Source organism: Pseudomonas sp. TUM25319 (genome assembly GCF_056388475.1).
The window spans coordinates 6,477,766-6,491,305 of the sequence record NZ_CM150751.1 but is presented as its reverse complement, the minus strand read 5'-3'; the positions used below and the strand labels follow the sequence as shown (position 1 = coordinate 6,491,305).

Here is a 13,540-nt window from a genome sequence, read left to right as displayed (position 1 = left end):
CACACCGCCGACGGCTTGTGACTTGTGGCTTATGGCTTGTCGCTTTTACTGAGATTTCCTGACCCGCAGGTACCATTCGGAGAGCAGGCGGACCTGTTTGTCCGTGTAGCCACGCTCCACCATCCGCGTAACGAAGTCGTTGTGTTTCTGTTGGTCCTCTTTGCTGGCTTTGGCGTTGAAGCTGATGACTGGCAGCAGGTCTTCGGTGTTGGAGAACATTTTCTTCTCGATGACCACCCGCAGTTTCTCGTAACTGAGCCAGGTCGGATTCTTGCCGTTGTTGTTGGCACGGGCACGCAACACGAAGTTGACGATCTCGTTGCGGAAGTCCTTCGGATTGCTGATGCCGGCCGGTTTCTCGATTTTCTCCAGTTCCTCGTTGAGGGCGATGCGGTTGAGGATCTCGCCGGTTTCCGGATCGCGGTATTCCTGGTCCTGAATCCAGAAGTCCGCATACAGCACGTAGCGGTCGAAGATGTTCTGGCCGTATTCGCTGTAGGACTCCAGGTAGGCGGTCTGGATTTCCTTGCCGATGAACTCGATGTAGCGCGGTGCCAGGTATTCCTTCAGGTAGCGCAGGTAGCGTTCACGGACTTCGGCCGGGAACTGTTCCTGCTCGATCTGTTGTTCCAGCACGTACAGCAGGTGCACCGGGTTGGCGGCCACTTCGTGCGGATCGAAGTTGAACACCTTGGACAGGATCTTGAAGGCGAAGCGGGTCGACAGGCCGTTCATGCCCTCGTCCACGCCGGCGGCGTCGCGGTATTCCTGGATCGACTTGGCCTTGGGATCGGTGTCTTTCAGGTTTTCACCGTCATACACCCGCATTTTCGAGTAGATGTTCGAGTTTTCCGGCTCTTTCAGCCGCGACAGCACGGTGAACTGGGCCAGCATCTTGAGGGTGTCGGGCGCGCAGTGGGCCTTGGCCAGCGAGCTGTTGAACAGAAGCTTGTCGTAGATCTTGATCTCGTCGCTGACGCGCAGGCAGTACGGCACTTTGACGATGTAGATCCGGTCGATGAACGCTTCGTTGTTCTTGTTGTTGCGGAAGCTGTGCCATTCCGATTCGTTGGAGTGGGCCAGCAGGATGCCGGAGTAGGGAATCGCGCCCAGGCCTTCGGTACTGTTGTAGTTGCCTTCCTGGGTCGCGGTCAGCAGCGGGTGCAGGACCTTGATCGGAGCCTTGAACATCTCGACGAATTCCATCAGGCCCTGGTTGGCCCGGCACAGTGCGCCCGAGTAGCTGTAGGCGTCTGCGTCGTTCTGCGGGAATTCCTCGAGCTTGCGGATATCCACCTTGCCCACGAGGGCGGAGATGTCCTGGTTGTTTTCATCGCCCGGTTCGGTCTTGGCCACCGCGATCTGATTGAGGATCGACGGGTACAGCTTGACCACCTTGAACTGGCTGATGTCGCCACCGAACTCGGCCAGGCGTTTGGTCGCCCAGGGCGACATGATGGTATTGAGGTAGCGGCGTGGAATGCCGAAATCCTCTTCGAGGATGGCGCCATCCTCGGCGGCATTGAACAGCCCGAGCGGCGACTCGAACACCGGCGAGCCCTTGATGGCGTAGAAGGGCACCTTCTCCATCAGTTGCTTGAGTTTTTCCGCCAGGGACGATTTACCGCCACCCACCGGGCCGAGCAGATACAGTATCTGTTTCTTCTCTTCCAGGCCCTGAGCCGCGTGGCGGAAGTAGGAGACGATCTGGTCGATGCATTCTTCCATGCCATGGAAGTCCGCGAAGGCCGGATAGCGCCGGATCACCTTGTTGGAGAAGATCCGCGACAACCTCGAGTTGTTGGAGGTGTCGACCAGTTCCGGCTCGCCGATGGCCATGAGCAGGCGCTCGGCCGCCGAGGCGTAGGCACTGCGGTCGTTCTTGCAGAGCTCCAGGTACTCCTGTAACGAGAGCTCTTCCTGGCGGGTGGACTCGAAGCGTTGTTGGAAGTGGCTAAAAATACTCATGACGTCACCTCGCTCGATACGTGGAGCCGACGCCGGATCAGTCAGCTGATGCTGGCATGCAATCGCGATGAACGATTGCTGTATACCCCCCAGAACACCCTGAAAACGCTACCGATGACCCGCACGCCGGTGTACCGGCTCTCCCCTTTTTTGGATGGCCTGGGCTTAAGGATAGTTCGTTCTCGGGGAGGTCAAGGGCGGATGACCGATTAGTTCGCCATGACCGTTCGTCTGGTCAGGCGCGAGCCCACGCGGGACGCGGGCTGCGGGGAGGGAAAAAAATTATTCGGCGGTTCCCTGGGCGATTTCGGCGGGGTAAGTACCGCGCCACAGCTCGAAGCCGCCGTCCAGGCTATAGACGTCCGAGAAGCCCTGGCCGGTCAGGTAGGCTGCGGCGCTCTGGCTGGAATTGCCGTGGTAGCAGACCACCACGGTCGGGGCGTCGAGGTCGGCACCGCGGATGAAGTCGGCGACCGAATGGTTGTCCAGGTGGCGGGAGCCGGCGATGTGGCCAGCGGCGTAGGTTTGCGGGTCGCGAATGTCGACCACGACGGCACCTTGCTCGCGCAGTGCCTGAGCCTGATCCGGAGAGATGCGTTTGAATTCGCTCATATGGGAAATTTCCTTCAGCAGTGACGGGCCATTCTAGCTGTTTGTGGGCGCTTGCGCGGGGCTGCCGTCGGCCTTGCAGTCGCAACGGTGCAGCTCGCCGCTGTCAACGTTCATCAGCGTCATGGCGCCGCCCCACACGCAGCCGGTGTCCAGGGCGAACACGCCGGGCGCGTTGCAGCGACCTTCCAGGGCCGCCCAGTGGCCGAAGATGATCTTCACATGACGTGAACGGCGGTCCTTGTGTGCGAACCAGGGCTTGTAGCCGGGCAGGGCGGTGTCGGCACCTTCCTTGCCCTTGAGGTCGAGCTTGCCCTCGGCGGTGCAGAAGCGCATGCGGGTGAAGTAGTTGGTGATGACCCGCAGGCGGGTGACGCCGGTCAGGTCCTTGTTCCACTTGGCCGGTTCGTTGCCGTACATGCCGTCCAGATAGGGCTTGAGGCGGGTGTCGTCGCGCAGCACCTCCTCGACCTCGGCCGCCAGGGCCAGCGCTTTGCCCAGGGTCCACTGTGGAGGGATGCCGGCGTGGACCAGTACGGTGCCACGGGGCTCGTCGAAATGCAGCAGCTTCTGCCGGCGCAGCCAGTCCATCAGGTCGGGAGCGTCGGGAGCGTCGAGGATTTCCCGCAGGGTGTCGCTTTTCTTCAGTCGCTCGACGTTGTGCCAGGCCGCCAGCAGGTGCAGGTCGTGGTTGCCCAAAACGCACACCAGCGAGTCGCGCATGCCATACAGGAAGCGAAGGGTTTCCAGGGACTGGGGGCCACGGTTGACCAGGTCGCCCACCAGCCAGAGCCGGTCAGTGGCCGGGTTGAAGTGGACCCGTTCCAGCAGGCACTTGAGCGGTTCGAGGCAGCCCTGCAGGTCGCCGACGGCGTATGTCGCCATCAGTGCAGGGCTCCGGGGACAGCCAGGCGGAAAGGGGCGATGACAGCGTCGAAGCGGACACCGTCTTCGGCGAACATCTGATAGCTGCCCTGCATGGTGCCGACCTTGCAGGAGATCACCGCACCGCTGCTGTAGGTGTAGCTCTGGCCAGGTGCCAGCAGTGGCTGTTGCCCAACCACGCCCTCGCCACGGATCTCTTCTTCCTTCCCGTTGCCATGGGTAATGATCCAGTGGCGGGATATCAGCTTGGCGGTACGGGTTCCGTTGTTGGTCACCGTGATGGTATAGGCGAACGCGTACCGCTCGTTACCGGTGTCGGACTGTTCGGGGAGAAAGCGGGTCTCGACGCTGACGTCGATCTGGTAGCGCGGTTCGGACATGCAGGGAGCCTTCAAGACAAACGAGTGTTGCGGTGGAGTCAGTCTAGGCCATCGGTAGGGGCGCCGGCCAGCCTTGGTGGGCTGGCCTCAGGTGTCACCCGGCCGGGGATTGATCGGCCAGCTTGTCCGCCAGGCGAACGAAAGCGGCCAGGTCGAGCTGTTCGGGACGCAGGCTGCCATCCACGCCGGCCGCTTCGATGGCTTCACTGCTGAGCAGGGCCTTCAGGGTGTTGCGCAAGGTTTTGCGCCGCTGGTTGAAGGCTTCGCGGACGATGCGTTCGAGCAGGCGATGGTCCTTGGCCGGGTGTGGCAATACGTCGTGAGGAACCAGGCGGACAATCGCCGAATCGACCTTGGGCGGCGGATTGAACGCGCCGGGCCCGACATTGAACAGGTGTTCCACGCGGCAGTGGTACTGCACCATGATCGACAGTCGTCCCCAGTCACCGCCGCCGGGACCAGCGGCCAGCCGCTCGACCACCTCTTTCTGCAGCATGAAATGCATGTCACGGATCAGTTCGGCGTTGTCCAGCAGATGGAAAATCAGCGGGGTGGAGATGTTGTAGGGCAGGTTGCCAACCACGCGCAGCGACCGTGGTGCCGCGCCCAGGCTGGTGAAGTCGAACTTGAGTGCATCGCCCTGATGCAGGCGGAAGTTGCTGCGATCGGCGAACTGACGGTTGAGGATCGGCACCAGGTCCTTGTCCAGCTCGACCACGTCCAGTTGCGCGCCGCTGCCCAGTACGCCCTCGGTCAGGGCGCCCTGGCCGGGGCCGATCTCGAGGATATGTTCGCCGGCCTTGGCGTTGATCGCGCGCAGGATGCGGTCGATCACGCCTGCGTCGTGCAGGAAGTTCTGACCGAAGCGCTTGCGCGCCCGGTGTTGGTATTGCTCGGTCATAGTCGGGTCTCGGCCATCTGGTAGGCGGTTTCCAGGGCGACCTGCAGACTGCCGGTGTCGACCTTGCCGGTGCCGGCGAGGTCCAGGGCGGTGCCGTGATCCACAGAGGTGCGGATGATCGGCAGGCCCAGGGTGACATTCAGCGCGGCGCCGAAGCCTTTGAACTTCAGCACGGGCAGGCCCTGGTCGTGGTACATCGCCAGCACCGCGTCGCAGTGCTCCAGATATTTGGGGGTAAACAGGGTGTCGGCTGGCAGTGGACCGCGCAGGTCCATGCCTTCGCCACGCAGGCGTTCCAGTGTGGGCTCGATGATGTCGATTTCTTCGCGGCCCAGGTGCCCGCCTTCGCCAGCGTGCGGATTGAGCCCGCAGACCAGGATGCGTGGCGCGGCGATACCGAATTTCTGTTGCAGGTCGGCATGCAGGATCCGCGTCACTCGCTCCAGGCGCTCGACGGTAATGGCATCGGCCACGTCGCGCAGAGGCAGGTGCGTAGTCACCAGGGCGACGCGCAGGCCGCGGGTGGCGAGCATCATCACCACCTGTGCGGTGTGGGTCAGTTCGGCGAGAAATTCGGTGTGTCCGGAGAAGGCAATGCCGCTTTCGTTGATCACGCCCTTGTGCACGGGAGCGGTGATCATGCCGGCGAATTGCCCGTCGAGGCAGCCCTTGCCCGCACGGGTCAGGGTTTCCAGTACGAAGGCGGCGTTGGCCTTGTCCAGTTGCCCGGCTACCACTGGCCTGGCCAATGGCGTATCCCAGACATAAAGGCTGCCGGCAGGGGCGGGCTGGTCGGGGAAGGTCTCGGGGCTGACGGCCAGCAGCTCGACCGCCACGCCCAGTTGCGTGGCCCGCTCGGCGAGCAGGTCACGGCTGGTAATGGCGATCAGGGGGTGAGGCTGGGCTTGCGAGGCGAGCAGCAGGCACAGGTCGGGACCTATGCCGGCCGGCTCGCCGGGCGTGAGGGCGAAGCGTTGAGGTTTCACTGCGCGGCCTGTTCGGCGCCAGGCAGCTTGATCTCGACGTAGGCTTCATCGCGGATCTGACGCAGCCAGGTTTGCAGCTCTTCGTCGTACTTGCGATTGCGCAGTACGGTCATGGCTTGTTGCTCGCGGGCCTGGGCGGTGCTGTCGGTGGCACGACGGCCAAGGACTTCCAGGACGTGCCAGCCGTACTGGGTCTGGAACGGCTTGGACACGACGCCTTGTTGAGCGTGGGCCATGACGTCGCGGAACTCCGGAACCAGCGCGTTCGGGTCGATCCAGTTGAGGTCGCCGCCGTTGAGCGCCGAACCCGGGTCTTCCGAGAAGCTTTTCGCCAGTTCGGCGAAGTCTTCGCCCGCCTGGATGCGATCATACAGGCGCTGGGCCAGAACCTTGGTCTCGGCTTCGCTGCGGATCTCGCTTGGCTTGATCAGGATGTGGCGCACATGGACTTCGTCACGCAGTTGGGTCTGGCCGCCGCGCTTTTCCTGCAGTTTGAGGATGATGAAGCCGCCTGGGGTGCGTACAGGTTCGGTGACATCGCCAACCGACATATTGCTGAGCATCTGGTCGAACGGAGGTGGCAACTGCGCCGCCTTGCGCCAGCCCATCTCGCCGCCTTCGAGCGCGGTTTCGCTCGCCGAACGGGCGATTGCCAGTTGGGCGAAGTCGGCGCCTTGCTTGAGTTGCTGGTAGATCTCGCCAGCCTGGCGGGCCGCGGCCTGGATAGCGGTGGAGCTGGCGCTTTCCGGGGTCGGGATCAGGATGTTGGCCAGGCGATATTCTTCCGAAAGCTGCATCTTGCCCAGGTCGGAAGCGAGGAAGTTCTTCACTTCCTGCTCGGAGACCTGGATGCGCTCGGCAACCCGGCGTTGGCGGACGCGGCTGATGACCATCTCGCGACGAACCTGCTCGCGGGCATCGTCGAACGACAGGCCGTCATGGGCCAGGGCTGCACGGAACTGCTCAAGGCTCATGTTGTTGCGCTGAGCGATGGTGCCGATGGCCTGGTTCAGCTCTTCGTCGGTGATGCGGATGCCGGAACGTTCGCCGATCTGCAGTTGCAGGTTTTCGACGATCAGGCGCTCCAGCACCTGTTGGTCGAGCACGCTGGTGGGAGGCACCGCCCCGCCACGCTTGGCGATGGTCTGCTGCACCTCGTGGACGCGCTGGTCCAGCTGGCTTTGCATGACCACGTCGTTGTCGACGATGGCGACGATCTTGTCCAGGGTCTGCACCGCGGCGTGCGCGGTGCTGCTCAGCAGTACGGCGCCCAGCATCAGCGGGCGCAGACAATCAATAAGCTTGGTCTTCACGTGTACGGTAACCTTGAATGCCTGTGTCGAGGAACGACTCGACCTTGTTGCCCACCACGCCACCGAGGCCTTTCAGCACGATCTGCAGGAAGACGCCGTGGTCGCCTTTTTCGTTTTGCGGAGTAGCCTGGCTGAAGTCTTCGTAATCCACCCAGTAGCGGCTGATCAGACGCAGTTTCCAACAGCAGTTGTCGTACTCGAAACCACCGAAGGCTTCCAGCGTGCGGTTGCGGTTGTAGTCGTGCTGCCAGCGTGCGATCGCGGTCCACTGCGGAACGATCGGCCACATGACCGAGAAGTCATGTTGTTGGATCTTGTAGTAGTCCTTGACGTAGTTCGGATCGCCTGGTGAACCATAGTCGCCGCCGCCCACTTGCCATTGGCCCGTGGTGCTGTTGTACGAAATGGTGTCGTTGCGATAGCGATAGCCGAGGTTGACGACTTTGTTGACGTTGTCTTCCGGCTGGTAATGGAACATCGCGCTACCCGAGCGAGTGCTGTGGGTTTTCGGATCCCAGTTGTAGTCGGAGTTGAAGCGCCAGTCGCGGTTGAAACGGAACTCGTATTCCAGCGCATAAGGCGACACATCGGACTGCGAGTCGGTGCGGGTGCGGTAGTCGATACCTGGCAACTGGACCTTGCGATCCTTGAAGTACAGGGCCTGGCCAACGCTCAAGCGCTGGCGCTCGAAACCGTTTTCCTCGATCCAGCGGTTGGTCACGCCCAGCGACAGCTTGTTCTCGTCACCGATGCGGTCGCCGCCGGCGAAGCGGTTGTCGCGGAACAGCGAGGCGTAGTTGAACGTCGACTCTCCGGTATCGAACAGGGGAATATCGGACTGGTCTTTATAAGGAACGTACAGGTAGTACAGGCGCGGCTCGAGGGTCTGGTTGTAGTTCTTGCCGAACCATTGGGTGGCGCGGTCGAAGTACAGCCCGCTGTCTACGCTGAATATCGGTACGTTACGGGTTTGAGTGCCCTTGAAGTCGCCCTGCAGGCGCAGTGTTTCTGCGTTCGAGCCTGCAACGTCGCTCTTGCCCTTGCCATCCAGGTCGAGGTCGTAGTGCGTCGTCACGTACTTCAGGGATGGCGTCAGGTAGCCGTAGTTGGTGGTCAGCGGCAGGCTGATTTTGGGCGCCGCAGTGAGGCGGGTGCCGTTCGCCCGGGCGATGCCGAAGATATTCTCGTCGAGGCGGCGGCCTCCGATCACATTATTCAGACTGTCGGTGACGACGCCGGCAGACGTGTCGGGGTTGCCGTCCTTGTCGAATACCAAGTCGTCCTTCAGGCTGCGCTCGAACCGCACGGCTTCCGTTTCATAGGAGAAATCGAAGCCGGCAGGGTGGTAAGGCAGCATGCCGTTGAAGGTCACCTGCGGAAGCTTGTCGTACGGCGTGATCTGCGAAATGGTGGCCAGCTCATACGCCTGAACGTTCAGGGCGGCAGCATAGGAGTCGCCGCGATACGTCAGTCGGCCCTGCTGGTTCAGGAAGTCGCGGCTTTCGACGCCAATCTGATCCGACTCCAGGTCCTGGAAGTAGAACGGGTCGCTGATGTCGGTGTAGTCGACTTCGGTCATCAGGCGCTCGTCGAGGCCGCCCTTGTGCTGCCAGTTGACCATCCAGCGCTGGTCTTTGTAGTCGGTCTGCAGCTTGCGCTCATCGTCCTGATCATTCAACCACGCACCACCGAACTGCCCTTCGCTCGACTTGGTCAGGTAGCGGAATTCGCCTTCCATCAACAAGCCGCGCTTGGCCATGTAGCGTGGATACAGCGTGGCGTCGTAGTTCGGCGCGAGGTTGAAGTAGTACGGCGTGACCAGCATGAAGCCGGTGTCGCTGCTGGTGCTGAAGGACGGTGGCAGGAAGCCGGACTGGCGACGGTCGTCGATCGGGAAGTAGATGTACGGGGTGTACATCACCGGAATGTCCTTGACCCGCAGGGTGACGTTGGTCGCCGTGCCGAAACCGGTGGCCGGGTTCAGGGTGATGTTGTTGCCCTTCAGCGTCCAGGCGTTGCTGTTCGGCTCACAGGTGGTATAGGTACCGTCCTTGAGGCGAATGATGGCGTTTTCAGAGCGCTTGGCGTAGAGAGCGTTGCCGCGGATGCGCGACTTGTGCATCACGTATTCGGCGTTGTCGACCTGGGCTTCGCCAGTGTCCAGCTGGATCTCGGCGCGGTCGCCGACGACCAGCGAACCGTTGTCGCGAATCTTCACGTTGCCGCTCAGTTCGCCGCGGTTCTCGGCCTGGTACAGGTTGGCCTCGTCGGCTTCGACCTGCATGCTGCCCTGACGCATGACCACGTCACCGGCGAGGGTGGCGATCTGCTGTTCCTGCTGGTAGCGCGAAACCTTGGCGCCAAGGAAGGTCGGCGACTCGTCCTTGGGCGTGGTGTCGTTCATGCCCGGACGCACGGGTTCGATATAGGCGCCGGAGCAGTACGGGCCGGTTTCGGCGAGTTGCGCGGCGGTCAGTTGCTCGCGAGGTACCCAGTCGAGGTGGCTGTAGTCGGCACTGCGCGACTTCAGGCCACGGCCCTTGCTGTCGGTGACCAGCGTAGTGCGGGCGCCTTTCTCTTCGGGCGCACCGGCCACGGCCTCTCCGGAAGCGTCGGGCGAGCTGGTCGCCGCGCCTTCGTGAACGGGACGAGGAGGCAACTGTGCGGCGTTGGCCTTGGGCTTGCAGTCCCAGCCGCCGGAAGCGGACACTTGGCAGTCGAACTGCTCGGCGGCCACCACGTACGACGTGGCCAGGGGTTGCAATGCCAGCAAACCGCCGGTGACCAGCAACGGGAATTTTTTACGAAACGCGGGGGATTTCAATGCCATCTTATTAGTCCGGGCTTCCTGCGTGCCATCTGCCCGCGTGTGGGGCCGCACGCCTCTCGATGGTCTGAAAAAGATGCTGGATAATAAAGCATGACCCGCTTGACGGCTAGGGCCGTCGGAGACCCTTGTAATGCCCGATCACGATGTACGCCTGCAACACCTCAACGTATGGCTCGATGAACAACTGGCAATCCTGTTCCAGACACAGGGTTGGGGTCCGGTTCCTGCAGGCAGCCTGACGGCCGCCAGCAGCGACGCCAGTTTCCGCCGCTATTTCCGCTGGCAGGGCGATGGCCGCAGTTTCATTGTCATGGATGCGCCGCCGCCTCAGGAAAACTGCCGCCCCTTCGTCGACATCGCTCGTCTGCTGGCGCGTGCCGGGGTCAACGTGCCGGTGATTCATGGCGAAGACCTAGAGCGCGGGTTCCTGTTGTTGAGCGACTTGGGCAACCAGACGTACCTGGATGTCATCGATGCCGGGAATGCCGACCAGTTGTTCAGCGACGCCATCGACGCATTGCTGGCATTCCAGCGACTGCCCATGGACGCGCCGCTGCCGAGTTATGACGTGGCCCTGTTGCGCCGCGAGCTGGAGCTTTTCCCCGAGTGGTACGTGGGGCGTGAGCTCAAGGCCAGCTTCGATGAACAGCAGGCCGCCGCGTGGCAGCGCGTCAGCAGCCTGCTGATCGATAGCGCCCTGGCCCAGCCGAAGGTGCTGGTGCACCGCGACTACATGCCGCGCAATCTGATGCGCAGCGAGCCGAACCCCGGTGTACTGGACTTCCAGGATGCGGTCTACGGCCCGGTGACCTATGACATCACCTGCCTGTTCAAGGACGCCTTCCTCAGTTGGCCGCAAGAGAAGGTCGCCGGCTGGTTGCGTGACTACTGGCAGCGCGCCCGGGACGAGGGCATTGCGGTGCAGGAAGACTTCGAGGACTTCCACCGCGCCAGCGACCTGATGGGCGTGCAGCGCCATCTCAAGGTCATCGGTATCTTCGCCCGTATCTGTCACCGTGATGGCAAGCCGCGCTATCTGACCGACGTGCCGCGTTTCTTTGCCTATATAGATGAAGTCATTTCCCGTCGGCCCGAGCTGGCTGAACTGGGCACCCTGATCGCCAGCCTGAAAGTGGCGGCGGAGGCCGGTCAATGAAGGCGATGATTCTCGCCGCCGGCAAGGGCGAGCGGATGCGTCCGCTGACCTTGCACACACCCAAGCCACTGGTTCCGGTGGCGGGTGTGCCGCTGATCGAATACCACTTGCGGGCACTGGCTGCCGCTGGCGTTACCGACGTGGTGATCAACCACGCCTGGCTTGGCCAGCAGATCGAGGACCATCTGGGCGACGGCTCGCGCTGGGGCTTGAGCATCCGCTTCTCGCCTGAAGGCGAGCCGCTGGAAACCGGCGGCGGAATCTTCAAGGCGCTGCCGCTGCTGGGGGAAGATCCTTTCCTGCTGGTCAACGGCGATATCTGGACCGACTACGACTTCTCCCGCTTGCGCCAGCCGCTGCGGGGCCGGGCACACCTGGTGCTGGTCGATAACCCCGGCCACCATGGTGCCGGTGATTTTCGCCTGGACGACGGGCAGGTCGAGGACGGCAATGGCGCTGGCGACACCCTGACCTACAGCGGCATCGCCGTGATCGACCCGGCATTGTTCGCCGGTTGCCAGGCGGGTGCGTTCAAACTGGCGCCGCTGTTGCGCCAGGCCATGGCCTGTGGCCAGGTCAGTGGCGAGCATTTCCGCGGGCACTGGGTCGATGTCGGCACCCTGGAACGCCTTGCCGAAGTCGAGCGCCTGCTCGCCGAGCGCCGCTGACATGTTGTGGCCGAGCACAGTGATTGGTGTCGGAGCCGGCTTCGCCCTTGCCAGCATCCCAGGTGCATTGCTGGGGGCGCTGCTGGGTCAGGCGATGGACCGCCGTTTGCAACTGCACACCTGGGGACAATTGCGGGAAAAGCTGGGCGGGCGCCCGGAGCTGCGGGACGCCGAGGTGCTGTTCGTGCTGCTGGGCCGTCTGGCGAAAAGCGGCGGTCGGGTTGTGGAAGGGCATATCCTCCAGGCCCGTCAGGAAATGCAGCGCCTGGAAATGGACGATGCCGCGCGAAAGCGCGCCATCACTGCCTTCAACCTCGGCAAAGCCGGACGTGAGCGGGTCGACGGACACCTGCGGCGCTTGAAGGAGCAGCCTCACGCGGCCGAAGGCATTCTGCGGGCTTGCTGCCGGATGGCCTGGGCCGATGGCCGGGCGGGACGCGAGGAAAAAGAGTTGCTGGTGGAATGGGGGCAGCAACTGGGGTGGTCAGCGGCCAAGGTGAAAGCCCTGGCCGCTGACTACGAGCCGCGCAAGGCGGCCCTGGAGGGGGCTGGCAGCTATACCGAGGCATTGCGCGTGCTCGGCGTGACGGACACCACCGAGCCGGTACAGATCAAGCAGGCCTATCGGCGGTTGCTCAGTCGCCATCACCCCGACAAGCTGCAAGGCAGTGGCGCCAGCCCGTCGAAAGTGCGTGAGGCGACCGAGCGTACCCGTGAGTTGCATCAGGCCTATGGGATCGTGCGCAAGCGCCGCGATTTCTAATTCGTCTCGCTCGGACTGAGCCACCCACGGATACGCCTGAACAACTGCTCCTGCTCTGCGGAGCGGTTGCCGGGCATCGCCGTCAGCGCGACCTGCCGGTAGTTGCTGTCTTTCAGGCGCTTGCTGGCCTGCAAGCGTTGCCGCGCCGCCTGGCGTGCCGGCTCCAGGTCGCTGTAATAGAAGTCGGCGGTCGGCACTTTCAGTGACGGTGTCAGGCTTTCCAGGCTGTGCTCGGCCCTGGCGGGCGTCTGCGCTGCCACCAGTACCAGTTTCTGTACCGCCGCCGGCTGGCGTTCGCTCAGGTAACGTGTGGCCCAGTAGGCGCCGCTGCCGTTGCCGAGCACCACGATGCTGCGCGCATTCTGCTGCTGGGCATAGGCCACGGCGGCATCGAGCCGGGCGAAGATGCGCTCGGCGTCGCTGTTGTCGCTGCCCGCGCCGCCAGCGGCGGCCTCGGGTGCATCAGGCGCTTCCGTTTCTGGCGCGGTGGCCTGGGCGATATTGGCGTTGGCATCGGCCGGGGTGTCCTTGCTCGGTGCGGTCTTGCCGGTTTCTGCTGCTTCCTTGGCGGGAGCGGGGCTTTCGGCGCGGGCGACCGGGCTGTCGGTAAGCAGATCGGGCAGCGCCAGGCTCAGGGTGCCCCACTCGACATCGGGGAATTTGCGCCGCAGCGGGCCGACTGTCTTAGGCCAGTCGGCGGTTTCCCCTGCGCCTGCGAGGATCACCACCACGCCGTGGGGCGAAGGGCTATTGGCCGGCTTCCATAGCGCCAGGAAGCTGTCGCTGCCGGCCTGCAGGGTCTGCTGTTCTTCCCTGGGCACCTGGCGCTCCAGGGCCAGGGCGTCTTCCTGGCTGCGCTCCACCAGTGGCTGACGCTGCGTGGCGGCGTTGTCTTTCCCGGCTTCTGGCGCTTTGCCATCCTCGGCATGCGCGCTACAGGGTAGTATCAAGGTCAGGCATAACGCCGGAAGCGTCGTGCGATAGAGTGAGAGCATTGATCGATCCAGGCCAGAATGATTACCGGCAGCCTAATGGTATTTTTCCGCGACGGCCATGTCGGGTCGCCGTCCTTCTATTGACG

General features: G+C 62.9%; 12 protein-coding genes. 3 read left to right on the top strand and 9 right to left on the bottom strand.

Features of this window, described 5'->3' with window-relative positions; genetic code table 11:
- Positions 1-45: 45 nt before the first annotated feature.
- The 8 genes from AC05QJ_RS29485 to AC05QJ_RS29450 form a co-directional block, all read right to left on the bottom strand.
- Positions 46-1,968, bottom strand: a complete 1,923-nt coding sequence (locus AC05QJ_RS29485; protein ID WP_316920362.1) for a PrkA family serine protein kinase — start codon at positions 1,966-1,968, stop codon at positions 46-48.
- A 282-nt stretch (positions 1,969-2,250) separates the two neighbouring features.
- Entirely contained in the window at positions 2,251-2,580 is a 330-nt protein-coding gene (gene glpE, locus AC05QJ_RS29480) for a thiosulfate sulfurtransferase GlpE (RefSeq protein ID WP_476744687.1), read from the bottom strand.
- 33 nt (positions 2,581-2,613) lie between these two features.
- The gene (locus AC05QJ_RS29475) at positions 2,614-3,462 is read right to left on the bottom strand and encodes a symmetrical bis(5'-nucleosyl)-tetraphosphatase (RefSeq protein WP_476744686.1); all 849 of its coding nucleotides are present in this window, start codon (positions 3,460-3,462) and stop codon (positions 2,614-2,616) included.
- A complete protein-coding gene (apaG, locus tag AC05QJ_RS29470; RefSeq protein WP_476744685.1) occupies positions 3,462-3,842 on the bottom strand; it encodes a Co2+/Mg2+ efflux protein ApaG in 381 nt (126 codons plus the stop codon). The genes AC05QJ_RS29475 and apaG overlap by 1 nt, the downstream gene beginning before the upstream one ends.
- A 94-nt stretch (positions 3,843-3,936) precedes the next feature.
- Positions 3,937-4,743 (bottom strand): 16S rRNA (adenine(1518)-N(6)/adenine(1519)-N(6))-dimethyltransferase RsmA, encoded by an 807-nt coding sequence (rsmA, locus tag AC05QJ_RS29465; protein ID WP_476744684.1) that lies wholly within the window; start codon positions 4,741-4,743, stop codon positions 3,937-3,939.
- Positions 4,740-5,729, bottom strand: a complete 990-nt coding sequence (gene pdxA, locus AC05QJ_RS29460; protein WP_476744683.1) for a 4-hydroxythreonine-4-phosphate dehydrogenase PdxA — start codon at positions 5,727-5,729, stop codon at positions 4,740-4,742. The genes rsmA and pdxA overlap by 4 nt, the downstream gene beginning before the upstream one ends.
- Positions 5,726-7,042, bottom strand: a complete 1,317-nt coding sequence (surA, locus tag AC05QJ_RS29455) for a peptidylprolyl isomerase SurA (RefSeq protein WP_476744682.1) — start codon at positions 7,040-7,042, stop codon at positions 5,726-5,728. Before surA ends, pdxA begins: the two co-directional genes overlap by 4 nt.
- Positions 7,023-9,872 carry an LPS-assembly protein LptD gene (locus AC05QJ_RS29450; RefSeq protein WP_476744681.1) on the bottom strand — a complete coding sequence of 950 codons (2,850 nt, stop codon included), beginning with the start codon at positions 9,870-9,872 and terminating at the stop codon, positions 7,023-7,025. The genes surA and AC05QJ_RS29450 overlap by 20 nt, the downstream gene beginning before the upstream one ends.
- 130 nt (positions 9,873-10,002) lie before the next feature.
- On the opposite strand from AC05QJ_RS29450, the gene AC05QJ_RS29445 reads away from it, so the two are divergent.
- Genes AC05QJ_RS29445 through AC05QJ_RS29435 form a run of 3 tightly spaced genes read left to right on the top strand, consistent with a single transcriptional unit; the run spans position 10,003 to position 12,459 of the window.
- Positions 10,003-11,028 (top strand): aminoglycoside phosphotransferase family protein, encoded by a 1,026-nt coding sequence (locus AC05QJ_RS29445; protein ID WP_476744680.1) that lies wholly within the window; start codon positions 10,003-10,005, stop codon positions 11,026-11,028.
- On the top strand, positions 11,025-11,696 hold the full coding sequence (murU, locus tag AC05QJ_RS29440; RefSeq protein WP_476744679.1) for an N-acetylmuramate alpha-1-phosphate uridylyltransferase MurU: 672 nt from the start codon (positions 11,025-11,027) through the stop codon (positions 11,694-11,696). The genes AC05QJ_RS29445 and murU overlap by 4 nt, the downstream gene beginning before the upstream one ends.
- Position 11,697: 1 nt before the next feature.
- On the top strand, positions 11,698-12,459 hold the full coding sequence (locus AC05QJ_RS29435) for a DnaJ domain-containing protein (protein ID WP_476748032.1): 762 nt from the start codon (positions 11,698-11,700) through the stop codon (positions 12,457-12,459).
- On the opposite strand, the gene AC05QJ_RS29430 is transcribed toward AC05QJ_RS29435, so the two are convergent.
- Positions 12,456-13,454 (bottom strand): alpha/beta hydrolase family protein, encoded by a 999-nt coding sequence (locus tag AC05QJ_RS29430; RefSeq protein WP_476744678.1) that lies wholly within the window; start codon positions 13,452-13,454, stop codon positions 12,456-12,458. The two genes, AC05QJ_RS29435 and AC05QJ_RS29430, sit on opposite strands and share 4 nt — an antisense overlap.
- Between the last annotated feature and the right edge of the window lie 86 nt (positions 13,455-13,540).

Excerpts from the sequence above, each read along its gene's own strand:
- AC05QJ_RS29435 (WP_476748032.1), top strand. The coding sequence starts at position 11,698 with ATGTTGTGGCCGAGCACAGTGATTGGTGTCGGAGCCGGCTTCGCCCTT.
- AC05QJ_RS29475 (WP_476744686.1), bottom strand. The coding sequence starts at position 3,462 with ATGGCGACATACGCCGTCGGCGACCTGCAGGGCTGCCTCGAACCGCTC.
- AC05QJ_RS29450 (WP_476744681.1), bottom strand. The coding sequence starts at position 9,872 with ATGGCATTGAAATCCCCCGCGTTTCGTAAAAAATTCCCGTTGCTGGTC.
- rsmA (WP_476744684.1), bottom strand. The coding sequence starts at position 4,743 with ATGACCGAGCAATACCAACACCGGGCGCGCAAGCGCTTCGGTCAGAAC.
- apaG (WP_476744685.1), bottom strand. The coding sequence starts at position 3,842 with ATGTCCGAACCGCGCTACCAGATCGACGTCAGCGTCGAGACCCGCTTT.
- glpE (WP_476744687.1), bottom strand. The coding sequence starts at position 2,580 with ATGAGCGAATTCAAACGCATCTCTCCGGATCAGGCTCAGGCACTGCGC.
- AC05QJ_RS29445 (WP_476744680.1), top strand. The coding sequence starts at position 10,003 with ATGCCCGATCACGATGTACGCCTGCAACACCTCAACGTATGGCTCGAT.
- murU (WP_476744679.1), top strand. The coding sequence starts at position 11,025 with ATGAAGGCGATGATTCTCGCCGCCGGCAAGGGCGAGCGGATGCGTCCG.
- AC05QJ_RS29485 (WP_316920362.1), bottom strand. The coding sequence starts at position 1,968 with ATGAGTATTTTTAGCCACTTCCAACAACGCTTCGAGTCCACCCGCCAG.
- AC05QJ_RS29430 (WP_476744678.1), bottom strand. The coding sequence starts at position 13,454 with ATGCTCTCACTCTATCGCACGACGCTTCCGGCGTTATGCCTGACCTTG.